Source organism: Ethanoligenens harbinense YUAN-3, assembly GCF_000178115.2.
GTDB classification, from domain to species: Bacteria; Bacillota; Clostridia; order Oscillospirales; family Ethanoligenentaceae; genus Ethanoligenens; species Ethanoligenens harbinense.
Window position 1 is genome coordinate 1 of record NC_014828.1, and the last position, 22,655, is coordinate 22,655.

A 22,655-nucleotide genomic window follows, 5' to 3' on the forward strand; every position below is an offset into this window, starting at 1 on the left:
ATCAAATGCATCACTATATGCGCATCTTTCTCTGCAGATGCAGATTTTTTCAAACATATAGATCCATGGTGAAAACCAGCCTGTTTGCCGCCGTGACGTCACGGCGGCAAACAGCGTCCCCGCATGGTCTGTTTGGGTTATCCCCTGTCCGCCGGTGTCGTGCCAGCGGGCTTTTTCTGCTAATTTCTGCAAAAGAAAGCGGGCAAACCGTTTTTGACGCTGTTTTCACCGCTTTCCCTGCGTTTTCAGGTATCGATTCACATCTTTTCAACTTTTTCAACAGAGTTTTCCACAGCTTTGTGGATATTCGGAGCGGAGGTATGGACACACATGCAGTCCTTTAAAGAAGTCTGGGAAGGGGTTTGCCTCTTCTGCAAAGAAAAAATCAGCGATGTGGCATTTAAAACATGGATTTACTGCATGGAACCCGTGGAACTCCACTCCAATGAAGCGGTCTTTTTTGTCCGTTCCGATTTTCAGCGCAACATCATCTACGACCGCTACAAGCAGCTGTTGAAAGACGGGTTCGAGCATATTCTGGGCTTTCCTGTCGATATCCGCATCGTGACGGAAGACGACAAACCAAACGGCTACCGTTCCCAATACGACTTCGTCGTCACCCAGAACCCGGAAGACATCGAGCAGACCTACGCCAGCGCCGATTATGAATACACGTTCGACACGTTCATCGTCGGTTCTTCCAATAAATTCGCGCATGCGGCCTCGATGGCCGTGGCATCCACGCCAGCCATGGCCTACAATCCCCTGTTCATCTACGGCGGGTCCGGGCTGGGCAAGACCCACCTGCTGCACGCCATCCGCCATGAGATTCTGAAAAACAACCCAAACAGCAAGATTTTATACATCAAAGGCGAAGATTTTACCAATGAACTGGTGGAATCCATCCGACAGAACAGCCAGATCCAATTCCGCAACAAATACCGCCAGACCGACGTGCTGCTGGTGGACGATATCCAATTCGTGGCGGGCAAAGAATCCACCCAGGAGGAATTCTTCCATACGTTCAACTCGCTCTACGAATCCAAAAAACAGATTGTACTCACGTCCGACCGGCCGCCCAAAGAGATCCAGACACTGGAAGACCGCCTGCGCACACGCTTTGAGTGGGGCCTGCTGGCAGACATCCAGCCCCCGGATTTTGAAACGCGTCTCGCCATTATCCGGCGCAAGGCCGAGCTGCTCGGCATCAACATCCCGGATGAAGTGGACGAATACATTGCAAACCGGCTGAAGAACAACATCCGCCAGCTGGAAGGCGCCGTCAAAAAAATCAAAGCCTACAACCTTCTCACGGGTGACCCGCCTTCCATCGCCATCGCACAGAACGCCATCCGCGACATTCTCAACGACAACCAGCCGGTCCCGGTCACCATCGACCGCATCATCGGCGAGGTCTCGCGCACATTCGGCGTGTCCGCGGATGATATCAAGGGCAAGATGCGATCGGGGAACGTATCGACCGCCAGACAGGTCTCCATGTACATCATCCGGGAAATCACACAAATGTCCACATCCGCCATTGGAGAAAAATTTAACGGACGTGACCATTCCACCGTCGTCTATGCGATCCAGAAGGTAGAGGACGACATGAAAAACAAACCGCATCTGAAAGCAACCGTGGAAGACATCATTAAAAACATCCGCGCCAACTGACTTTTCCACCACGGCGGGTTTCCCCTTTTTCCCCCGCTCTCTTTCCAACACAGCGCCCCACACCATTCTTTCCACCAATCCTTCCACTTTTCGCGTCATTTCACTCCACAGCATTCACCCACCGGTGGAAAAAACCAAAAGCTTCCCCAAAAGTTCGACACCCTTCCGCAGCCCACTTCACAACGGTCCTGTGCCGCCAGCCCCGATTCCGACAGGCTTCGCGCCTTTTTTCCACAAATCCACGGCCCCTACTACGTCTTCTCTTAAAATAAGCTATTCTATTCTGTAAAGAAAGGAACACGGATCATGCAATTTCGATGCAATACCAAAAAGCTTGCGGAAGCGCTCGCCGTAGCCGGCCGCGCCGTTTCCTCCAAGACCTCCATGCCTGCTTTGGAAGGCATCCTTATCCGCACAGGCGACCACCAGATCATTCTGCAGGCCTATGACCTCGAGCTCGGCATTTCCACCACCATCGAAGCGGAATGCCGATCGGATGGCGAAATCGTGCTCAACGCGAAAATTTTTGCCGATATGGTCCGCAAACTGCCGGGAGACACCGTCGAAGTCAAAAGCGACGACAAACTGCTGACCATCGTGACAAGCGGCGCCGCCGAATTTACCATCCTGGGTACGCCAGCAGTGGAATTTCCGGAATTGCCCTCCCTTTCGGACGGCGCTTCCATCGAACTGCCTGAAAACCTGCTGAGCAGTATGATCCGGCAGACGATTTTTGCCATCTCCACCGACGAAAGCAACCCCATTCACACCGGCATCCTGTTTGAACTGCAGGAAAAAACCCTGCGCCTGGTGGCGGTGGACGGATTCCGCCTGGCCATTCGCACCGAGCCTGTTACACAGGACGGCAGTTTCGCATTTGTTGTTCCCGGTAAAACACTGGCGGAGATATCCAAGCTGCTGCACTCTGAAAGCGATGAGAAGATCACCGTTACCGTCGGTGAAAAGCACATCCTGTTCGACATCGCCGGGTACACGGTCATCTCCCGCCTGTTGGAAGGGCAGTTTCTGGACTACAAAAGCGTACTCGGCGGCAACACCACCGCGCATGCGCGCGTGAACGCGCGTGCGCTGACGGACAGCATCGACCGTGCCTCCCTGCTCATTACCGACCGCCTGAAATCACCGGTGCGCTGCATCTTCGAATCAGACCGCATCCGCATCAAATGCAGCAGCAGCATTGGCAAGGTTTATGACGAAGTCAGCGCCGCTTTTGAAGGCGAGCCTTGTGAAATGGGTTTTAACAACCGTTACCTGATGGATGCGCTTAAAGCAGCCGACTGCGACGAAGTGCGCATCCAGCTCGGCGGGCCGCTTTCCCCCATGAAGATCTGCCCACCGGACGGCGACGCCTTCATCTTTCTGGTGCTGCCCGTGAGGCTGAACGCCGATGGCTGAACCGATTGAAATTCAGACCCCGTTCATTAAGCTGGAACAGCTTTTAAAACTTGCAGGCGCTTTTCCAACCGGAGGCGGCTGCAAGGAAGCCATCCAAAGCGGACAAGTGCAGGTTAACGGGGCCGTCTGCTTACTGCGGGGTAAAAAGCTCCATCCCGGCGATCAAGTAACATGCGGCGGCCACATTTGGCAGGTCATAACCCCATGATCGTTCACCGCCTGTCTTTACAGGGATTCCGAAACCTGGAACAAACCGTGCTGGAACCCGACCCGTCGGTCAATATCTTCTATGGGCAAAACGCGCAGGGCAAAACCAACCTGTTGGAAGCTATCTGGTTGTTCACCGGCGCGCGCAGCTTCCGCGGCGCGAAAGACAGCGAACTGGTCGGTTTTCAGGCTGAAAAAGCCGATCTCAGCCTTTCGTTCACCGCCGGCGGCCGATTGCAGGAAGCGGTTCTCTCCATCCGGGAGGGACGCCGGTACGCGCGACTCAACGACGTGCCGCTGCAAAGTCCGGCCGGCCTGTCCGGGGAATTTTGCGCCGTTATTTTTTCGCCCGAACACCTTTCACTGGTCAAGGATGGGCCTTCGGTCCGCCGCGCGTTCCTCGATGAGGCCATTTGCCCCCTGCGCCCGCGCCACGCGGCCATCCTTGCCGCTTATCACAAAGCGCTCATTCAACGCAATGCTCTGCTCAAAGACATCCCGCATCATATGGACCTGCTGGATACGCTGGACGTCTGGGATGAACGCGTCGGCAAACTGGGCGCGGCCATTCTTCACGCAAGGCTGCGCTACCTAGCCCGGCTGCTCCCCAAGGCGGAACGCCTGCACCAGTCTATCTCGAACAGCCATGAGCAGGCCGCTTTCCGGTATGAGAGCGCAAAAGGACTGCAAAATGTGCTGGATGATCCCGGCCGCCACGCGTCGGAAATCGAACAGGCATTGCGTGCGGCGATGCGAGAGCGCCGCCGCGCCGATCTGGAAACCGGCGTCACCGGCGTTGGTCCACATCGGGACGATCTGACGATTTCAGTCGCGGAGCGGCCCGCCCGCTCCTTTGCTTCGCAGGGGCAGCAGCGCACGGCGGCGCTGGCGCTGAAACTGGCCGAAGCGGAAGTGCTGACCGACGTGATGGGGGAACCGCCGGTGCTTCTGCTCGACGATGTGTTCAGCGAACTGGACGGTTCCAGGCGGGATTATCTCATGCACCACATCGATGGTGCGCAGGTCTTCATTACCTGTTGCGACCCACAGGAACTCGCGTCCTCCGCGGGCGCGGTCTTTTCCCTCTCAAACGGGCAAATTCGTCGCGGTTTTCATGCGTCTTGACATAAATGGCAGCCTCATTTCCGTATAGTTGCTTTTCCTGATAAAAGGAGGAGACCATGTATCTGCATATCGGACAGGATACCGTTGTGCGCCTGCAGGACATCGTCGGCATCTTTGATATCGATACCACCAGTATTTCGGCCATCACCCGCGAATACCTCAAGCATGCCCAACAGGCGGGGCTGGTCGTCAATGTCACCGAGGAGCTTCCAAAATCCTTTGTGGTCTGTCATGAAAAAAGCAAAAGCGAGGACGGGCCGCATATCAAAGTATATATTTCGCAAATCTCGTCAACAACTCTTTTAAAGAGGAGCGCGGCGCCCGGATTCACCGACGCATGACGATATGGTTTACCGTTTGAGCGGTTAGAATATCACCGGTCATTTCCCGTTCCGCGCGGCGGGAAACCACAGAGGCCGGATTTATCCCGGCGCGCGGAGAAATGGCGGAAAAGATGAACGAGAATCAGTTGGAACCGGAAAATAAAGATTATGGCGCCGACCAGATCCAGGTGCTGGAAGGGCTGGAAGCCGTGCGCAAACGCCCGGGTATGTACATCGGTTCCACCGGCTCGCCCGGTCTGCACCATCTGGTTTATGAGATCGTGGACAACGCGATCGACGAAGCGCTCGCCGGGTACTGCCACAATATCCATGTGGAAATTTTGCCCGAAAACGTTATCCGCGTCACGGACGACGGGCGCGGCATTCCGGTCGGTATCCATCCCAAAATGGGTATCCCGGCGGTCACGGTGGTGTTCACCATGCTGCACGCCGGCGGTAAATTCGGCGGCGGGGGCTACAAGGTATCCGGCGGCCTGCACGGCGTGGGCGCCTCAGTAGTCAATGCCCTTTCGGAATGGCTGGAAGTTGAAGTGGCGCATGAGGGAAAGCTCTACCAACAGCGGTACGAGCGCGGCACGCCCGTTACCAAACTCGAAATCGTCGGGGACACCGACCGCGTGGGCTCCATCATTACGTTCAAGCCCGACTGCGAGATCTTTGAAACCTGTGTCTACGATTATGACATCATCCTTGCCCGTCTGCGCGAACAGGCGTTTCTGAACGCGGGCATCCGTATCGTTCTGGAAGACAAACGTGAGCCGGGCGGCCGTAACGACTCGCTCTGCTACGAGGGCGGCATCCGCGAATTTGTGCAATATGTGCACAAGCGCAAAGGACTCACCGCCCTGCACCCGGATGTGATCTATTTCTCCGCGTCGGCCGAAACGAGCATGGCCGAGGTGGCGCTGCAATACAACGACAGCTACAACGAGGTCATCTATTCCTTCGCCAACGACATCCACACGGTGGAGGGCGGCACGCATGAAACCGGGTTCAAATCGGCGCTCACCCGTGTCTTCAACGACTACGGCCGCAAATACAACATCCTCAAGGATTCCGATTCCAAACTCTCGGGCGAAGATGTTCGAGAAGGGCTGACGGCGGTCATCAGCGTCAAGCTGGAAGAAGCGCTGTTTGAAGGCCAGACCAAAGCCAAGCTGGGCAACACCGAAATGCGCCAGTTGGTGGACGGCATGCTCTACGACAAGCTAATGACCTATTTCGAGGAAAATCCCGCGGTGGCGCGCTCTATTTTTGATAAAGCGCTGGCGGCCAACCGCGCGCGTGAGGCCGCCCGTAAGGCGCGCGACCTTTCCCGCCGCAAATCGGCGCTCGATTCCGCTTCCCTGCCCGGTAAACTGGCCGACTGTTCCGATAAGGACAATACCTACACTGAGATCTACATCGTGGAGGGCGACTCGGCCGGCGGCTCCGCCAAAGAAGGGCGCGACCGAAAATTCCAGGCCATCCTGCCGCTGTGGGGCAAGATGCTCAATGTGGAAAAGGCAAGGCTGGACAGAGTCTATGGCAACGAAAAGCTGATGCCGGTGGTCACGGCGCTGGGCACGGGCATCGGCGAGGATTTCGACATTTCCAAGCTGCGCTATGGCAAGATCATCATCATGGCCGATGCCGACGTGGATGGTTCCCACATTCGCACGCTGCTGCTCACGTTCTTTTTCCGCTTCATGCGTCCGCTCATCGAGGAAGGGCATATCTATATCGCCCAGCCGCCGCTTTTCAAAATTTCCAAAGGCAAAAAATCCGTCTACGCGTTTTCGGATAAGGAGCGTGACACCGCCATCGCCGAAATGGGCGGCAAATGCGATATCCAGCGCTACAAAGGCCTGGGTGAAATGGACCCCATCCAGCTTTGGGAGACCACGATGAACCCGGACGGGCGCACCATCCTGCGGGTGGATATGGAGGATGCCGCTGCGGCTGACGAAATATTCACCATCCTGATGGGCGACAAGGTGGAGCCGCGCCGCGAATTCATCGAGGTCAACGCCGGAAAGGTCCGCGAACTCGACGTCTAGTAGGCAGACTGAGCCTGCACGCAGATTCAGGCAAGCGCCGTTTGAACCGGTCATTTTTAGCCTGAACGGGAAGGCGCCGGGAGACCGTCCGGATATAGTCGAAAAACACAAAAAAGATAAAGGCCCCTCCACCGGGCGAAACCCGGACAACAAGCAAAGAAAAAAGGTTTCGGGCATAAACACGCGCCGCGTGTTGTATCCGCACGGCTCTGATTTGTTTTACGATCGACCCTGAGCCAGGAAAAGAGGATTCGATGAATTTTGATGGACAAAAGCTGATACCGGTCGAGATACGGGAGGAAATGGAAAAATCCTTTTTGGAATATTCCATGTCGGTTATCGTGTCGCGTGCGCTGCCGGATGTCCGCGATGGACTCAAGCCGGTGCACCGCCGCATCCTGTACGCGATGTATGAGGACAACCTGCTGCCGACCAATGCCTACCGCAAATCGGCCACCACGGTCGGTAATGTGCTCGGCCGCTATCATCCGCACGGCGACGCGTCGGTCTACGACGCGCTGGTGCGCATGGCGCAGAGCTTTTCGCTGCGCTATCCGCTGGTAGACGGCCACGGCAACTTTGGTTCGATCGACGGCGACGGCCCGGCGGCCTACCGGTATACCGAGGCGCGCATGTCCCGCATCTCGCTGGAGATGCTGCAGGACATCGAAAAGGAAACGGTGGATTTTCAGCCGAACTTCGACGATGTGCGCAAGGAACCGATCGTCATCCCGTCGCGTTTTCCGAATATTCTGGTCAACGGCTCGTCGGGCATCGCCGTGGGCATGGCGACCAACATTCCGCCGCACAATCTGGGCGAGGTCATCGACGGTATGGCCCTGCTCATCGACAATCCGGACGCCACGCTGGAAGAACTGACGGCGCACATCCAGGGGCCGGATTTCCCCACCGGCGGCATCATCATGGGGCGCGCCGGCATCCGGGAAGCCTATGTCAAGGGCCGCAGCCGCATCACGTTGCGCGCCAAAGCCACCATTGAGGAGGACGACAACGGCCGCAGCCGCATCATCGTCACCGAGATCCCCTATATGGTGAGTAAGGCGCGCATCGTCGAGGGCATCGCGGAGCTGCACAAGGAAAAACGCATTGAGGGCATTTCCGACCTGCGCGATGAATCCGACCGCGAGGGCCTGCGCATCGTGGTCGAACTCAAGCGTGACGCCAATCCGCAGGTGGTGCTCAACCGGCTGTATACCTACAGCCAGTTGCAGGAAACGGTGCCGGTCATCATGCTTGCGCTGGTGAATGGGCACCCCAGAGTGCTGCCCCTGCGCGATATCCTCACCGAATACATCCATTTTCAGGAGCAGGTCGTCACAAGACGCACCCAATACGACCTGCGCAAGGCCGAAGAGCGCGCCCACATCCTCGAAGGCTTGAAGATCGCGCTGGATTTCATCGACGAGGTCATTCGCATTCTGCGCGCGTCCAAGTCCATTCCCGAAGGCAAGGCCGCCTTGATGGAGCGCTTTGAGCTGGACGATATTCAGGCGCAGGCCATTGTGCAGATGCGACTTGGCCAGCTCACCAATCTGGAGCGCGAAAAGATCGAGGAAGAACTGGCCGCGCTGGAAACCAAAATTGCGAATTTTAAAGCTATCCTCGCGGACGAGCAGCGCATTCTGCAGATTGTGAAAGAGGAAGCGCTTGAGGTCAAAGCGAAATTCGGCGACGAGCGCCGTACCCGCATTGAAAACGTTAGCGGTGAGGTAGATGTCGAAGACCTTATCCCTGTCGAAGATGTGGTGCTCACACTTACCAATTTCGGCTATATCAAGCGCCTGCCCGCGGCCGCTTACCATTCTCAGCGGCGCGGAGGGCGCGGGGTTAACGGTCTCACCCGCCGCGAAGAAGACGTGGCCCGGGAACTGTTTGTCTGCTCCACGCATGATTTTGTGCTGTTTTTTACCAGCCACGGGCGGTGCTACCGGCTCAAAGGCTATGAAGTGCCGGAAGGTTCCCGCACGTCCAAGGGGATGAATGTGGCCAACATCCTGCCGGTGGCGCAGGATGAAAACATCACCGCCATGATTAAGGTGCCCAAATTTGAGGAAGACTGCTACCTGGTCATGGTCACGAAAAAAGGCATCGTCAAGCGCACGTCGCTTAAGGAATACGACACCGCGCGCAAGGCGGGCGTGATCGGCATTCTGCTGGAGGAGGATGACGAGTTGGTGGGCGTGTTGCTTACCGACGGCAGCGCCCATATTCTTGTAGGTACCCGAAATGGCGTCGCCATCCGTTTTGTGGAGACCGACGCGCGCCCGATGGGCCGCGCCGCGCATGGTGTGAAAGCCATTTCGCTGGAAGGCGGCGATTATGTGGTGGGTGTGACGGTGCCCAACGGCGCCGGCAGCCTGCTGCTCATCACTGAAAACGGCTATGGCAAACGTGTGCCGTTTGAGGATTTCCGCGTGCAGAACCGCGGCGGCAAGGGGCTGACCAGTTACAACATCAATGAGAAGACCGGCCCGGTCGCCGGTCTGCGTGTGGTGGAAGAAAGCGACGATGCGCTTTTCATCTCGTCGGACGGCGTCGTCATCCGCGTTCCGGTCGCTGAGATCCCCGTTTATTCGCGCTATGCGCAGGGTGTGCGTGTGATGCGCGTGGGCGAAGAGACCAAGGTGGTCACCGTTACCAGCGCCGCGCATGAGGAAGAAAGCGAAGAAGAATCGGAGACCTCCCCGGAAGACGCGGAGCAGCCGGAAACGGAAACCGCTGAAAACAGTGAGAAGCCGGACGGCGGCAGCACAGACAACAAACCCCAGAGTTAAGTAAAAACAAAAAAATTTCCTGTCCGGCCATTTTTAGCAGAACAATCCGCGCAGGAATTTCTGTTTTCCCATTGGATACACTATCTGCGAAAGGAGCGGATAGTGATGTTATGGGTAATCGCGGGCGTCCTTCTGGTTTTGTGGCTGGTCGGCATACTGGCCGCCTATACGCTGGGCGGGCTCGTCCATTTGCTTTTGATTGCCGCGCTGGTGCTGATTATTGTCAAAATCGTGCAAAGCATTCGCCATACGACGGACCAGCATCATGAGCCGATGAAATAGAAGGGTTAAAGCCATCGGGCCCCATAGGGGTCCGATGGCTTTTTTGTGTAATTGTATTTCCTTCCGCCTTATGGTATGCTCATATAGTCGAAATATATGCAAGAAAGAGGAGGAAAGCCATGTTTTGGGCGATTATCGCGGTTTTGTTTATCCTCTGGCTGTTGGGTGTCCTTCTGGCGCATGTGTTCGGCGGGCTGATTCATCTGCTGCTCATCCTGCTGATTGTGCTGGTCATCGTGAAGATCATACGGAACATACGCAGACTATGACGTGCAAAAAAGTTATCCACCGTTTTTTGAAAAACGGTGGATAACTTTTTTGCCATTCTTTATGTATCACAGCGACAGAAAATAAAATGCGAAACGAGAACCATGGTATCGGTCAAGATCCACAGAGCCGTCCACGCCCGGCAGCTTGCCCTTTTCAGAATACTGCCAGAACGTCCAGTCTTTGATATTCGGCTTGGTTTTGTAATTGATGATCCAGAACGGATAATCGGAAAACTGGTCGTATAACAGGTCAAACATCCGGGCAGACACATAAAAGACCGGTTTTTGTCCGTAGTGCGCCTGCACCAGTTTAACATAATCGGCGACCTGCTGTTTAAAATCGCTTTCCTGTGTGACGGAGGACTCGATGTCGATGGCGGGGGGCAATTCGCCGCTTTCTTTCGGCACGGTGGCAATGAAATTTTTTGCCTGGTCTTCTCCGCTGCTGGACGTGGAGAAGAAATGATAGGCGCCCACTTTCAGCCCTGCCGCGGCCGCTCCGCTCCAGTTTTGTTTGAAACGGGCGTCCACATAGGCTTTGCCCTCGGTGGCTTTGAGGTAAACGAAACGCACCCCGCTGTTCTGCCGGATTGCCTTCCAACTGATGGCCCCCTGGTAATGTGAGGCGTCCATCCCCAAGATGGTGGTGGGATAGAACCAGTACCACGCGCCGAACGCGACCAGACCCGCCAACACCACACAACCGGCCGTGATGCTGATGATGCGCGCAATCTTCGGAAGCGCGGAAAATTTGTTCCACAGACTGGAGAAAAACCCTTTGATGGTTTCCAAAACGGTTTTCATAGATGCCCCCCTCGGCAATCATCCGACAAGCCAACAGACAAAACCAGCACAAACTTGTCAAAATCCGTCGCATTTTCTTCCTTTTCAGTATAGCACACCCGAAAACCGCAGGCAAGAAAAGTCCGGCGGCTGGTGTTGACAAACAATGCAAAACCGTATATTATAAGCATACTTATTATAAGTGTACTTATAAATAAATGTGGGTCGTGCCGGTTTGCGGCACGGCCGGGCGGAGGTGAAAACAGATGGATATTTCAGATGGGTTGCCGTTATCGGGCGAATCCAGCGGGTATCTGTTTAGCCAAACCTACAACCGATGGCACACGGAGATCAAGAAGCGGCTGCGAAAAATGGAAATCACGCATCCGCAGTTCAGTGTGTTGGCCTCGTTGGATTGTCTGACACAGCAAAAGGCATTTGCCACACAAGCGGAGATTGCCAAGCGGGCCGGCATGGATGTGATGACGGTCTGCGGGATCATCCATACCCTGGAAGGCAAGCGGTTTTTGAAGCGGACGGCCAACCCAAACGACGCGCGCGCCAGCGCGGTCTATCTGTTGGAAAAAGGGCGGATGAAGCTGGAAGAGGCCTTTCCGGCAGTCCGGCAGATCGACGAGGAATTTTTTGGCCGGCTGGGCGATGCGCGCGCAACGTTCAATGCTCTGCTCGCCGTTATCCTTTCTGAACAGCCGGGTGAATAACGGGATCGGGAAGCAAAAGAGAAAACGGGAGGGTGCCCATTTTGGAATTATCGAAAACAAGAAAAAATCTGATTCTGGCGGTGTCCTGCGTGGAAGCGTTCATGGCCACGCTGGACGGCAGCATCGTCAACATCGCGCTGCCGGATATTTCCAAACAGATGCGTGTGGAAATCAGTGCGGTGCAGTGGGTCAGCACCGCTTATCTGTTGGCCATTGTGCTGCTGTTGCTTTTGTGGGGCAAGCTGGCCGACCTGCGCGGAAAAAAAGGCGTCATCATCACGGGTTTTCTGTTTTTTGCCGCGGGTTCCGCGCTGTGCAGTTTCTCCAAATCACTGGAATTTCTCATCATTGCCCGCATTATCCAGGCGGTGGGCGCGGGCGCCATGATGTCGCTCAGCCAGGGGATCGTCACCAGCACATTTGCGCCGGGCGAACGCGGCAGCGCGCTTGGGCAGGTGGGCATGATGGTGGCGCTGGGCAGTCTGGCCGGCCCGTTTCTGGGCGGCATTCTGGTCAGTGCATTCGGCTGGCCGTCTATTTTCATCATCAACGTGCCTATTGCGGTGGCGTCGGCCGTGCTGGCGTTCTGCGTGCTTCCTTCTCATATGGAGAATCCGGAAAAACAGACATTCGACTGGAGGGGCGCCGTTCTTTTTTCTGCGGGTATCCTGGTGCTGTTTTTGACGTTGCTGTTGGCCCAACAGGGCAGCATCTCGTCCATTTGGCTGCTGCCCGCGGTGGCGGTGGCCGCCGCGGCGCTTTTTGGTTTCATCTATACGGAGCGGCGCGTCCCCGACCCGCTGGTGCATCTGGGGCTTTTCCGGAAGCAGCCGTTCAGTCTGGGATTGCTGCAGGGTTATCTGATCTTCATCGCTCTGAGCGCCACGCTGCTGTTTATCCCATTTTATTTGCAGGACCTGTTGCGGTATGACGCTTTCCACGCCGGATTGATCGTTGCCGTCTACCCTATCGTGCTGGCATTTGTATCCCCGCTCAGCGGGCGGTTGGCGGACCGTATGTCCACCCGGCCGCTCACTGCTTCGGGCACCGGCATTTCGGCTGCCGCCCTGTTCGTTCTCGCGTTCGTCCGGCAGGATACGCCGATGTGGGTCATCATAGTGGCCCTGGCTGCGCTCGGCGTGGGTAACGGGCTGTTCCAGTCGCCCAACAATTCGGATATTTTCAATACGGTGCCGCCTGCCCAGCTCGGCATCGCCGGCGGCATCAACGCGTTGTTTCGCAATCTGGGGTTTGTGTCCGGCACGGCCTTCTCGGTTCTCATTTTTTCATTCACCGCCGGTCTGAATGTCAATTCCATCTCCGGGACAATGGATGCGCATGCCTTCATGCGCGGTTTTTCCCCGGTATTTTTATTCTGCGGGGCCTGTGCGGCCGCGGCACTGGCGCTTTGCTTCGTCCGCATTGCGAAACGCACACGGACGGCGTGAGCAGCCGCAAATGGGAATCTGCCGGAAATCCTCTTTTTTTGCCGCTTTCTCTGGACATTTTAGCCCTCAGGGTGTATACTGATAAAAATACAGGTCAACACAGCAAGAGCGGGCGGCTGCCCGCCAAGTTCGCCTTTTAAACCGGTCCCGTGAGGCTGGAAAGGGTTGGATGATCGAGCACAAGATCCATCATCGGTACATTCAACGGCCCGGGACATGCCTGGACCGTATTTTTATACGATATTTGTGCATAAATATACAAAAATTGCGGATGAGTATCCAAAGAGGGCGCGGTATGCAGAAGATCAAGGCCGAAATTATGGATGAAAAAGGGATGTGCCGCGCCACGGCGCGCATTTCCTATGAAATCGTGGAACGCAACCACGGCACGGCGAATGTTTGCATCATCGGCATTCGCCGGCGGGGCGCAGTGATTGCGGCGCGCATCGCGGAAAAACTGGCCGACATCGAAGGCGCGCCCGTATCCACCGGTTTTCTGGACATCACACTCTACCGTGATGATCTGGACGCGAAGGACGGCCCGGCGCGCGCTCCGCTCGGCTCCGATATTCCGTTCGAGGTGACAGGCCGACGGGTGGTTCTGGTGGATGATGTGCTGTTTACCGGCCGAAGCGTACGCGCCGCCATCGACGCCATTATGGACAGAGGGCGGCCGGAGCGCGTGCAACTGGCGGTGCTGATCGACCGCGGTCACCGGGAACTGCCCATCAGTCCGGATTTTGTGGGGAAAAACGTGCCGACGTCGCAAAACGAAACGGTGGCTGTGCGGGTGACGGAGTTTGACGGGGAAAACCGCGTGGTAATCTGTGAGAACGGAGGAAAAGCATGAACGGGCTGTTGCTGATCAAAGGCGCGACGCTGGTAGACCCGGAGGAGGTCTATGCAGGCGTGGGCGATCTGCTGGTGAAAGACGGCAAAATTGCCGCGGTCGCCGAATCGGGCGGTAACCTGGCGGCTCCTGCGGGCACCACGGTGCTGGATGCGCGCGGGCTCTATCTTTCCCCCGGATTGGTAGACATGCATGTCCATCTGCGCGATCCCGGGCAGACGCACAAGGAGACCATCGAAACCGGCTGCGCGGCTGCGGCCGCCGGGGGCGTCACCGCGCTGGCCGCCATGCCAAACACATCCCCCGCGGCCGACACCCCGGCGGTGCTCGTTTATGAGGCCGCGCAGGCGGAACCTACCGGCGTGCGGGTGTTTCCCATCGCGGCGGTGAGCAAGGCGCAGGCGGGCGATGAACTGACCGATTTTGAGATGCTGTCGGAAGCGGGCGCGGTGGCGTTTTCGGACGACGGCCACCCCGTGCGGGACGCGGCGCAGATGCTGGAAGCCATGCGGCGGGCCCACGCGCTGGGCAAGCGGGTGATCTCCCACTGCGAGGATGAAAGCCTTGCGGACGCGGGCATTGTCAGCGATACGGCGGCAAAGCGACTGGATGTGCCCGGTATCCCGGCCGCGACTGAGGCGGTGCACGCCGCAAGAGAGGCGGTGCTGGCGGAAAGCACCGGCACGCCCGTGCATATCGCGCATGTGAGCAGCCGATTCACCGTCGCGCTGCTGCGCGACGCCAAGCGGCGGGGCGCGCCGGTCACCTGTGAGACCTGCCCGCATTATTTCAGCCTGGACGACAGCCTGCTGGACGCGCGAGATGCGGATTACCGCATGAATCCTCCGCTGCGGGAAAAAGCGGATGTGGCCGCCGTGATCAAAGGGCTGCGGGATGGTACCATCGACGCCATCGTGACCGACCACGCGCCGCATACCGCGGGAGAAAAAGCCGACTTTACCGCGGCGCCCAACGGCGTGGTGGGGCTGGAAACGTCGCTTGCGGCAGGTATCACCTATTTGGTGCGGCCGGGGCACCTTTCCCTGCCCCAACTGATCCGGAAAATGACCACCGTGCCGGCGGACCTGCTGGGAATCCGTGCGGGGCGGCTGAAAATCGGCACGCGCGCGGATATGGTGCTCTTCGACCCCGCCGCGCCGTGGACGGTGCGGCCCGAAGCGCTGCACAGCAAATCGCACAACACACCGTATAAAGGTATGACACTCTATGGCGAGGTGCGTTACACCATTTCGGACGGATGCATCATCTTTTCCAAAACATGAGATGCCGCGCCTGCCTCGTGGATGCGGGCCGTACCCGTTTCAGGCTGTGCGCGTGCTTCATTTAAATAGGAAAGCGGGCCGTGCCCGCTTTCGGTTGAGCGGATGTAGCTCTATGTAATCTTGTTTGAACGGGAACGCGGGTCATGCCCGCTGTGCCCGCCGGAGGAATTGCCGATGGATACATTGCGTAAAAAAATAGCCGCCCGCCAGAACCCCACCGTGGCGGGGCTGGACCCCGATTTTGCCAAGCTGCCCGCGTTCCTGCGCGAGCAGGCGGTGGCGCGCCGCGGCAAAACGCTGGAAGCGGCGGCCGACGCGGTGCTGGCGTTCAACCGGGCAATCATCGACGCGCTCTGCGACGTGGTGCCCGCCGTCAAGCCGCAGGCGGCTTATTATGAGCTGCTGGGCTGGCCGGGTGTGCGAGCACTGGCCGAAACCATCGCCTATGCGCGCGAAAAGGGCCTGTTCGTTATCACCGACGCCAAGCGCGGCGACATCGGCTCCACCATGGCGGCCTACGCTAGGGCGCATCTCGGTACGGTGGAGATCGAGGGCGCGGAAATCACCCCGTTCGGTGCGGATGCGCTTACCGTCAACGCCTATCTGGGCAGCGACGGGGTGCTGCCCGCGCTGGAGGTCTGCAAGGCGCACGGCAAATGCATTTTCGTGCTGGGCAAAACGTCCAACCCCTCCTCGGGGGAGATCCAGGACAAACTGGTGGACGGCGAGCCGGTCTATTCGTTGTTGGGACACCTATGCGCACATTGGAGCGGGATGGCGGCGGGCGGTGAACCGTCCGGGCGTTACGGCACGGTGGGGCTGGTGGCGGGTGCCACCTACCCCGCTCAGCTTGCCGAGCTGCGCCAGAACCTGCCGCATACCTTTTTCCTGGTGCCGGGCTATGGCGCGCAGGGCGGCGGCGCCCGGGACGTGGCGCCCGCATTCGATGAAAACGGCGACGGCGCCATCGTCAACAGCTCCCGCGCCATCCTGTACGCCTGGCGGAAAGAGGGCTGTAACGAGCGCGATTTCGCGGGCGCGGCCCGGCGCGAAGCACTGCGCATGAAGGAAGATCTGAACGCCGTTCTGGCGGATCATTCAAAATAAACTGCAACGGCGCCGCGCCGCACGGCGGGCGCTGAAAAAGAAAAGGAGCTTCACATGACCAAGGCATACCTGTTGTTGGCGGACGGGACGGTGTTCGAGGGCGTGTCCATCGGTGCGCGCGGCACCTCCATCGGCGAGACGGTGTTCAACACCGGCATGACGGGCTATCAGGAAACGCTGACCGACGCCTCCTATTACGGGCAGATCGTTACCCAGACCTATCCGCTGGTGGGTAATTACGGCGTGAACGGCGAGGATGTGGAATCCCGCCGGTCTTGGGTGCGGGGCTATATCGTCCGCGAAAACTGCGAGCAGCCGAGCAATTTCCGCTGCGCCGGTTCGCTGGACACCTTTTTGAAAGAACAGGGCGTGGTGGGCCTTTGCGGCATCGACACCCGCCGCCTCACCCGCTTGCTGCGCGAGCACGGCGTGATGAACGGCGCTATCACGGACAGCCTGGCGGAAAAAGACGCGCTGCTGGAAGCGATTAACGCCTATTCCATATCCGGCGCGGTGGAGGCCGTCACGGTGGAAAAACCGTTCACTGAAGGATCGGAAAACGGCCTGCGCGTCGCGCTGCTCGACTACGGCTATAAAGTCAACATTCTGCGCAGCCTGGTGGCGCGCGGCTGCCGGGTCACCGTCTTTCCGGCAAGCGCTTCCCCGGCGGACGTGCTCGCCTCGCGTCCCGACGGTATCATGCTTTCCAACGGCCCGGGCGATCCCTCGGCCTGCGGCAAACAGATCGAAAACCTGCGCGAGATCTTCCGGAGCGGCGCGCCTATCTTCGGTATCTGCCTGGGCCATCAGCTCATGGCGCTGGCGCAGGGTGGCCGCACCGAAAAGCTCAAATACGGCCACCGCGGCGCCAACCACCCGGTGAAAGACCTTGCGCACGGGCGCACCTACATCACCAGCCAGAACCACGGCTATGCGGTGGTGGACGGCAGCATCGGCGCGGAGGTCGGCGCGGTTAGCCACGTCAATCTCAACGACGGCACCGTGGAGGGCGTGCGCTACAAAAACGCGCCGGTCTTCACCGTGCAGTTCCACCCCGAAGCTTCGCCGGGCCCGCACGATTCGGCCTACCTGTTCGATGAATTTGTCGCGTTGATGAAGGAAAGGAATCTGCAACATGCCTAAGAATCCGGATATCCATAAAGTGCTGGTCATCGGTTCCGGCCCCATCGTCATCGGCCAGGCGGCGGAATTCGATTATGCGGGCACGCAGGCCTGCCGGGCGCTGCGAGAAGAAGGCATCGAGGTGGTGCTGGTCAATTCCAACCCCGCCACCATCATGACCGACAAGCTGATGGCGGATAAGATCTACATCGAGCCGCTCACCCCCGAAGTGGTGGAACGCATCATCGAGATCGAAAAGCCGGACAGTATCCTCCCCACGCTGGGCGGGCAGACCGGCCTGAACCTCGCCATGCAGATCGCGGAGGAAGGCTTTCTTGAAAAAGCGGGCGTGAAATTGCTCGGCACCCGCCCGGAGACCATCCGCAAGGCAGAGGACCGGCAGGCGTTCAAGGACACGATGGAAGCCATCGGGGAGCCGTGCATTGCGTCCGAAGTGGTGGAGTCCATCGAGGGCGCGGTGGCGTTCTCCGAAAAGATCGGCTACCCGGTCATCATCCGCCCGGCCTATACCCTCGGCGGCAGCGGCGGCGGCATCGCGGAGACAAAAGAGGAACTCGTCGATATCGCTACCAACGGCCTGCGCCTTTCCCGCATCCATCAGATTCTGGTGGAAAAGTGCATCGCGGGCTGGAAAGAGATCGAGTATGAGGTCATCCGCGACGCGCTCGGCAACGTCATCACCGTTTGCAACATGGAAAACATCGACCCGGTGGGCATCCATACGGGCGACTCTATCGTGGTGGCCCCGTCGCAGACCCTTTCGGATAAAGATTACCAGATGTTGCGCTCGGCGTCGCTGAATATCATCTCGGCGCTGGGCGTGGAGGGCGGCTGCAACGTGCAGCTGGCCCTGCACCCCGACAGCTATGAGTACGCCGTCATCGAGGTCAACCCGCGCGTGTCGCGCTCCTCGGCGCTGGCCTCCAAGGCCACCGGCTATCCCATTGCCAAGGTCGCGGCCAAGATCGCCATCGGCTACACGCTCGACGAGATCAAAAACGCCGTCACCGGCAAGACCTATGCCTGCTTCGAACCGGCGCTCGACTATTGCGTGGTCAAGTTCCCGAAGTGGCCGTTCGATAAATTCGTTTATGCCCGCCGCACGCTTGGCACCCAGATGATGGCGACCGGCGAGGTGATGGCCATCGGTAACTCGTTCGAGCTGGCCATGATGAAGGCCGTGCGCTCCATCGAACTCAAACTCACCACCCTGTCGAGTCCCAAGCTGGCGGAAAAAACGGATGGAGAGATCCGGGAACTGTTGCACAATCAGGACGACGAACGCATCTTCGTGGTATATGAAGCCATCAAGCGAGGCATTTCGGCGGACGATATTTTCGCCGTCACTAAGATCGACCGCTGGTTCTTAGCCAAATTCGCGCATCTCGCCTCCGTCGAGCAGGGGCTGCAAGACGGTGCGCTCATCGAGGAACGCTATCTGGAAGCGAAAAAATGCGGCTTCCTCGACGGCGACATCGAGCGCCTGTCCGGGCAGAAAATTCCGCAGAAGCGCCACGCGGTCTATAAGATGGTGGACACCTGCGCGGCCGAGTTTGCCGCCGAAACACCCTATTTCTACTCCACCTGGGACGAGGAGAACGAGGCGGCGCAGTATCTGGACGAGCACAAAAACGGCAAAAAGAAGGTGCTGGTGTTCGGCAGCGGGCCCATTCGCATCGGGCAGGGCATCGAGTTCGACTACTGCTCGGTGCACTCGGTCTGGGCGCTGCGCGAGAACGGTTATGAGGCCGTCATCGTCAACAACAACCCCGAAACGGTCTCCACCGACTTCGACACCGGCGACCGCCTCTATTTCGACCCGCTCACGCCGGAAGATGTGGACAACATCATCGCCACCGAACAGCCGTGGGGCGTGGTGGTGCAGTTCGGCGGGCAGACCGCCATCAAGCTGGCCAACCATCTCGCGGCGCGCGGTGTGCGCATCCTCGGCACGAGCGCGGACGGCGTGGACGAAGCGGAAGACCGCGAGCGCTTCGACGCGGTGCTCGAGAAATGCGGCATTCCCCGCCCCGCCGGGCATACAGCCCTCACCGCGGAGGAAGCGCTGGAAGCAGCCCGCGCGCTGGGCTATCCGGTGCTTCTGCGTCCGTCCTACGTGCTGGGCGGGCAGAACATGATTATCGCCTATGCCGACACGGACGTAACCGAATACATGGGCATCATCACCGCGCACGGCATCGACAACCCCGTGCTCATCGATAAATACCTTATGGGAAAAGAGGTGGAAGTGGACGCCATCTGCGATGGCGAGGACATCCTCGTCCCCGGTATCATGGAGCACATCGAGCGCGCGGGCGTGCATTCGGGCGACTCCATCTCGGTCTACCCGGCGCAGACGCTTTCGGCGGCTGTGCGCGCTACGGTGCTCGACTATACCGAAAAACTGGCCAAAGCGCTGAAGGTCATCGGCATGGTCAATATTCAGTTTGTGGTGTATAATGAAACCGTGTACGTCATTGAGGTCAACCCGCGCTCGTCCCGCACCGTGCCGTATATCAGCAAGGTGACCGGCGTGCCGATGATCGACCTCGCCACCCACTGCATGCTGGGCCAAAAGCTGAAAGATCTCGGCTATGGCACCGGCCTGTGGCCGGAGGGCGGCTATGTGGCCGTGAAAGTTCCGGTGTTCAGCTTTGCCAAGCTGCACGGCGTGGACACGCTGCTTGGGCCGGAGATGAAGTCCACCGGCGAGGTGCTGGGCATCGCCAAAACATTCGACGAGGCGCTGCTCAAGGGGCTGACGGCGGCGGGTTACCGCCTGAAAGGCCGCCACGGCAACGTCCTCTTCACAGTGAAGGACAGCGACAAGCAGGAGATCATCCCGCTGGCCGAGAAATTCGCCAGACTGGGTTATACCCTCTATGCCACGGCGGGCACGGCGCTCACGCTCAACAGCAACATGGTGGCGGCCAACACCGTGCGCAAGCTGGGTGAGCCGGAACCGAACATCGGCACGCTGCTCGACAGCGGCAAGATCGACTATGTGATCTCCACGGCCACCACCGGCCGTGCCCCGCAACTTGACGACGTGCGCATCCGCCGTAAGACGGTGGAACGCTCCATCCCCTGCCTCACCTCGCTGGACACGGCAAGCGCGCTGCTTTCCTGCCTGGAGATGGAAAAGAGTATGGCCGATGTCCCGCTGGTGGACATTGCGCATCTGGAGCGCCGCTGAGCGCGTGTTACACATCCGACCGCTTAGAAAGGGGCTTTGTATGACGATATCCGCTCTTCCCTGTCCCGTTTTGTCCAGAGAAAACATTGCGGCGGGCGTGTATGACGTGTGGCTCTCCGCGCCGCAGGCGGAGCAGGCCAAACCCGGGCAGTTCGTGGGCGTGCGATGCGAAGGTTTCACACTGCGCCGCCCCGTCAGCATCTGCGAGATTGACCGCGCGCGCGGCCGCCTGCGGCTGATTTTTGAGGAGCGCGGTGAAGGCACACGATGGATGACGAGCGTGCGCGTTGGCGAAACGATGGACCTGCTCGCTCCGCTTGGCAACGGATTCAATCTGGGTGACGCCGGGCGCGCGGCCGTCTTTGTGGGCGGGGGCATCGGGGTGCCGCCGCTGCTCGAAGCGGCCAAGCCGTTTGCCGGGCATGCCGACGCCATCCTCGGCTTTCGCAGTAAGCCCAATGTGATCTTAAAAGCGGATTTTGAACGTTTCGGCGCGCACGTCACCGTTGTCACGCAGGACGGCACCGAGGGCGAGACCGGTGTGGTTACGCCGCCGCTGGAAAAGCGGCTCGACAGCGCACCCTGCGGCGTGATTTTCGCCTGCGGCCCGCGGCCCATGCTGGCCGCCGTGGCGGGGGTGGCGGAAGCGCGCGGCATTCCCTGCTTTGTCTCGATGGAGGCGCGCATGGCCTGCGGTGTGGGTGCCTGTCTGTCCTGCGCCATCCCGGTGAAAGTGGGCAACGAGGTGCAGAACTGGCATGTCTGCAAGAACGGGCCGGTGTTCGACGCGGCCAGAATCGTGTGGTGAGCAGTATGGAAAATACAATGGACAAGCAGAGTTCCGCCCTCGCCGTCACGGTGGCGGGCGTGACTTTCCGCAACCCGGTGATCGCGGCCAGCGGCACGTTTGGCTTCGGGCGCGAATACGCCAAGGTGTTCGACCTGTCCGGTCTCGGCGGCATCGCCCTCAAGGGCATGACATTAAAATCCCGGTCCGGCAACCCGTCGCCCCGCGTGGCGGAGACGCCTTCGGGCATGCTCAACTGCATCGGCTTGCAGAACCCGGGCGTGGAGTATTTTCTGAAAAACGAACTGCCGTTTTTGCAGAAGCAGGGCACCAGGCTGATTTCCAACATCGCAGGCGACGCGCCGGAGGACTACGCGGCGCTGGCCGCCCGGCTGGACGGCGAGCCGGTTGACATGCTCGAACTGAATATCTCCTGCCCGAACGTGAAAACCGGCGGCATGGCGTTCGGCGTTACCTGTGAGGGTGCGGCGGAGGTTACGCGCGCGGTGCGCGCCGCCACCAAAAAACCGCTTTGTGTCAAGCTTTCACCCAATGTGACCGACATCGCCTCCATTGCGCAGGCGGTGGAGGACGCGGGCGCGGACGCGCTTTCGCTCATCAACACCCTGCTTGGCATGCGCATCGACATTCGCACCCGCCGCCCCATTCTTTCCAACAACGTGGGCGGGCTGTCCGGTCCGGCGGTGTTCCCGGTGGCGCTGCGCTGCGTCTGGCAGGTGGCCAAGGCGGTGCGGATTCCCGTCATCGGCATGGGCGGCATCGCCACCTGGGAGGACGCCGTGCAGATGTTCCTTGCAGGCGCATCCGCCGTCCAGGTGGGCACCGCCACCTTCACCGACCCTTATGCCATGCTGGCCATTCGCGACGGGCTGGCGGATTATCTGGAAACGGAGCATATCGCGCACATCTCTGAGCTGACCGGGCAGATTCGCCCGAACTGACGAACAAGGGGCGTGCGGATGGGCGTTTTAAAAGATATTCTGGTCGCATTGGGTGCACTGCTTGTGTATGTTGCCTGCCTCAATCCGGGCGGGGATCATTTTTGCGCAGATGAACGATTCGTTTTCGCTGATAAATGACTTTTACTTTGCCGTCCTTATTCCCGTTTGTACGGCGGCGGTCATATCGGAAATCCGTAAGCTGAAAAAACAGCAAATGGTTTTC

Annotated in this window: 19 protein-coding genes; 18 read left to right on the top strand and 1 reads right to left on the bottom strand. The window is 58.8% G+C overall.

Features of this window, described 5'->3' with window-relative positions; all coding sequences use genetic code 11:
- Positions 1-330 precede the first annotated feature (330 nt).
- The 9 genes from dnaA to ETHHA_RS15360 all read left to right on the top strand — a co-directional run bounded on the left by dnaA (position 331) and on the right by ETHHA_RS15360 (position 10,151).
- Positions 331-1,674: a chromosomal replication initiator protein DnaA gene (dnaA, locus tag ETHHA_RS00015; protein WP_013483973.1), complete on the top strand. Its 1,344-nt coding sequence runs from the start codon at positions 331-333 to the stop codon at positions 1,672-1,674.
- A 306-nt stretch (positions 1,675-1,980) separates the two neighbouring features.
- Positions 1,981-3,090, top strand: coding sequence for a DNA polymerase III subunit beta (dnaN, locus tag ETHHA_RS00020; RefSeq protein ID WP_013483974.1), 1,110 nt, complete (start codon positions 1,981-1,983; stop codon positions 3,088-3,090).
- On the top strand, positions 3,083-3,298 hold the full coding sequence (locus ETHHA_RS00025) for an RNA-binding S4 domain-containing protein (RefSeq protein ID WP_013483975.1): 216 nt from the start codon (positions 3,083-3,085) through the stop codon (positions 3,296-3,298). Before dnaN ends, ETHHA_RS00025 begins: the two co-directional genes overlap by 8 nt.
- Positions 3,295-4,422 carry a DNA replication/repair protein RecF gene (gene recF, locus ETHHA_RS00030; protein WP_013483976.1) on the top strand — a complete coding sequence of 376 codons (1,128 nt, stop codon included), beginning with the start codon at positions 3,295-3,297 and terminating at the stop codon, positions 4,420-4,422. Before ETHHA_RS00025 ends, recF begins: the two co-directional genes overlap by 4 nt.
- Positions 4,423-4,478: 56 nt before the next feature.
- Complete coding sequence (remB, locus tag ETHHA_RS00035; protein ID WP_013483977.1) at positions 4,479-4,763, top strand: extracellular matrix regulator RemB; 285 nt, start codon at positions 4,479-4,481, stop codon at positions 4,761-4,763.
- A gap of 113 nt (positions 4,764-4,876) precedes the next feature.
- The gene (gene gyrB, locus ETHHA_RS00040; protein WP_013483978.1) at positions 4,877-6,805 is read left to right on the top strand and encodes a DNA topoisomerase (ATP-hydrolyzing) subunit B; all 1,929 of its coding nucleotides are present in this window, start codon (positions 4,877-4,879) and stop codon (positions 6,803-6,805) included.
- A gap of 254 nt (positions 6,806-7,059) precedes the next feature.
- The gene (gene gyrA, locus ETHHA_RS00045; RefSeq protein ID WP_013483979.1) at positions 7,060-9,600 is read left to right on the top strand and encodes a DNA gyrase subunit A; all 2,541 of its coding nucleotides are present in this window, start codon (positions 7,060-7,062) and stop codon (positions 9,598-9,600) included.
- A gap of 105 nt (positions 9,601-9,705) precedes the next feature.
- Positions 9,706-9,882 (top strand): lmo0937 family membrane protein, encoded by a 177-nt coding sequence (locus ETHHA_RS15355; protein ID WP_013483980.1) that lies wholly within the window; start codon positions 9,706-9,708, stop codon positions 9,880-9,882.
- Positions 9,883-10,001: 119 nt separating this feature from the next.
- The gene (locus ETHHA_RS15360; protein ID WP_013483981.1) at positions 10,002-10,151 is read left to right on the top strand and encodes a lmo0937 family membrane protein; all 150 of its coding nucleotides are present in this window, start codon (positions 10,002-10,004) and stop codon (positions 10,149-10,151) included.
- 66 nt (positions 10,152-10,217) lie between these two features.
- Here ETHHA_RS15360 and ETHHA_RS00050 read toward each other — a convergent pair whose 3' ends face one another.
- Positions 10,218-10,955, bottom strand: a complete 738-nt coding sequence (locus ETHHA_RS00050; protein ID WP_013483982.1) for a GH25 family lysozyme — start codon at positions 10,953-10,955, stop codon at positions 10,218-10,220.
- Positions 10,956-11,200: 245 nt separating this feature from the next.
- Here ETHHA_RS00050 and ETHHA_RS00060 point away from each other — a divergent pair, with 245 nt between their 5' ends.
- The 9 genes from ETHHA_RS00060 (at position 11,201) to ETHHA_RS00100 (ending at position 22,432) form a co-directional block, all read left to right on the top strand.
- On the top strand, positions 11,201-11,656 hold the full coding sequence (locus ETHHA_RS00060) for a MarR family winged helix-turn-helix transcriptional regulator (protein WP_013483983.1): 456 nt from the start codon (positions 11,201-11,203) through the stop codon (positions 11,654-11,656).
- Between the two features lie 41 nt (positions 11,657-11,697).
- Positions 11,698-13,104: an MFS transporter gene (locus ETHHA_RS00065; protein WP_013483984.1), complete on the top strand. Its 1,407-nt coding sequence runs from the start codon at positions 11,698-11,700 to the stop codon at positions 13,102-13,104.
- Between the two features lie 295 nt (positions 13,105-13,399).
- Positions 13,400-13,954 (top strand): bifunctional pyr operon transcriptional regulator/uracil phosphoribosyltransferase PyrR, encoded by a 555-nt coding sequence (gene pyrR / locus ETHHA_RS00070; RefSeq protein ID WP_013483985.1) that lies wholly within the window; start codon positions 13,400-13,402, stop codon positions 13,952-13,954.
- Positions 13,951-15,237, top strand: a complete 1,287-nt coding sequence (locus ETHHA_RS00075) for a dihydroorotase (protein ID WP_013483986.1) — start codon at positions 13,951-13,953, stop codon at positions 15,235-15,237. The genes pyrR and ETHHA_RS00075 overlap by 4 nt, the downstream gene beginning before the upstream one ends.
- 174 nt (positions 15,238-15,411) lie before the next feature.
- Entirely contained in the window at positions 15,412-16,344 is a 933-nt protein-coding gene (pyrF, locus tag ETHHA_RS00080) for an orotidine-5'-phosphate decarboxylase (RefSeq protein ID WP_013483987.1), read from the top strand.
- Positions 16,345-16,398: 54 nt separating this feature from the next.
- On the top strand, positions 16,399-17,487 hold the full coding sequence (locus ETHHA_RS00085; protein ID WP_013483988.1) for a carbamoyl phosphate synthase small subunit: 1,089 nt from the start codon (positions 16,399-16,401) through the stop codon (positions 17,485-17,487).
- Positions 17,480-20,683 carry a carbamoyl-phosphate synthase large subunit gene (gene carB / locus ETHHA_RS00090; protein ID WP_013483989.1) on the top strand — a complete coding sequence of 1,068 codons (3,204 nt, stop codon included), beginning with the start codon at positions 17,480-17,482 and terminating at the stop codon, positions 20,681-20,683. The genes ETHHA_RS00085 and carB overlap by 8 nt, the downstream gene beginning before the upstream one ends.
- 40 nt (positions 20,684-20,723) lie before the next feature.
- Positions 20,724-21,491: a dihydroorotate dehydrogenase electron transfer subunit gene (locus tag ETHHA_RS00095; protein ID WP_013483990.1), complete on the top strand. Its 768-nt coding sequence runs from the start codon at positions 20,724-20,726 to the stop codon at positions 21,489-21,491.
- Positions 21,492-21,496: 5 nt separating this feature from the next.
- A complete protein-coding gene (locus ETHHA_RS00100; protein ID WP_242822079.1) occupies positions 21,497-22,432 on the top strand; it encodes a dihydroorotate dehydrogenase in 936 nt (311 codons plus the stop codon).
- The last annotated feature ends 223 nt before the right edge of the window (positions 22,433-22,655 follow it).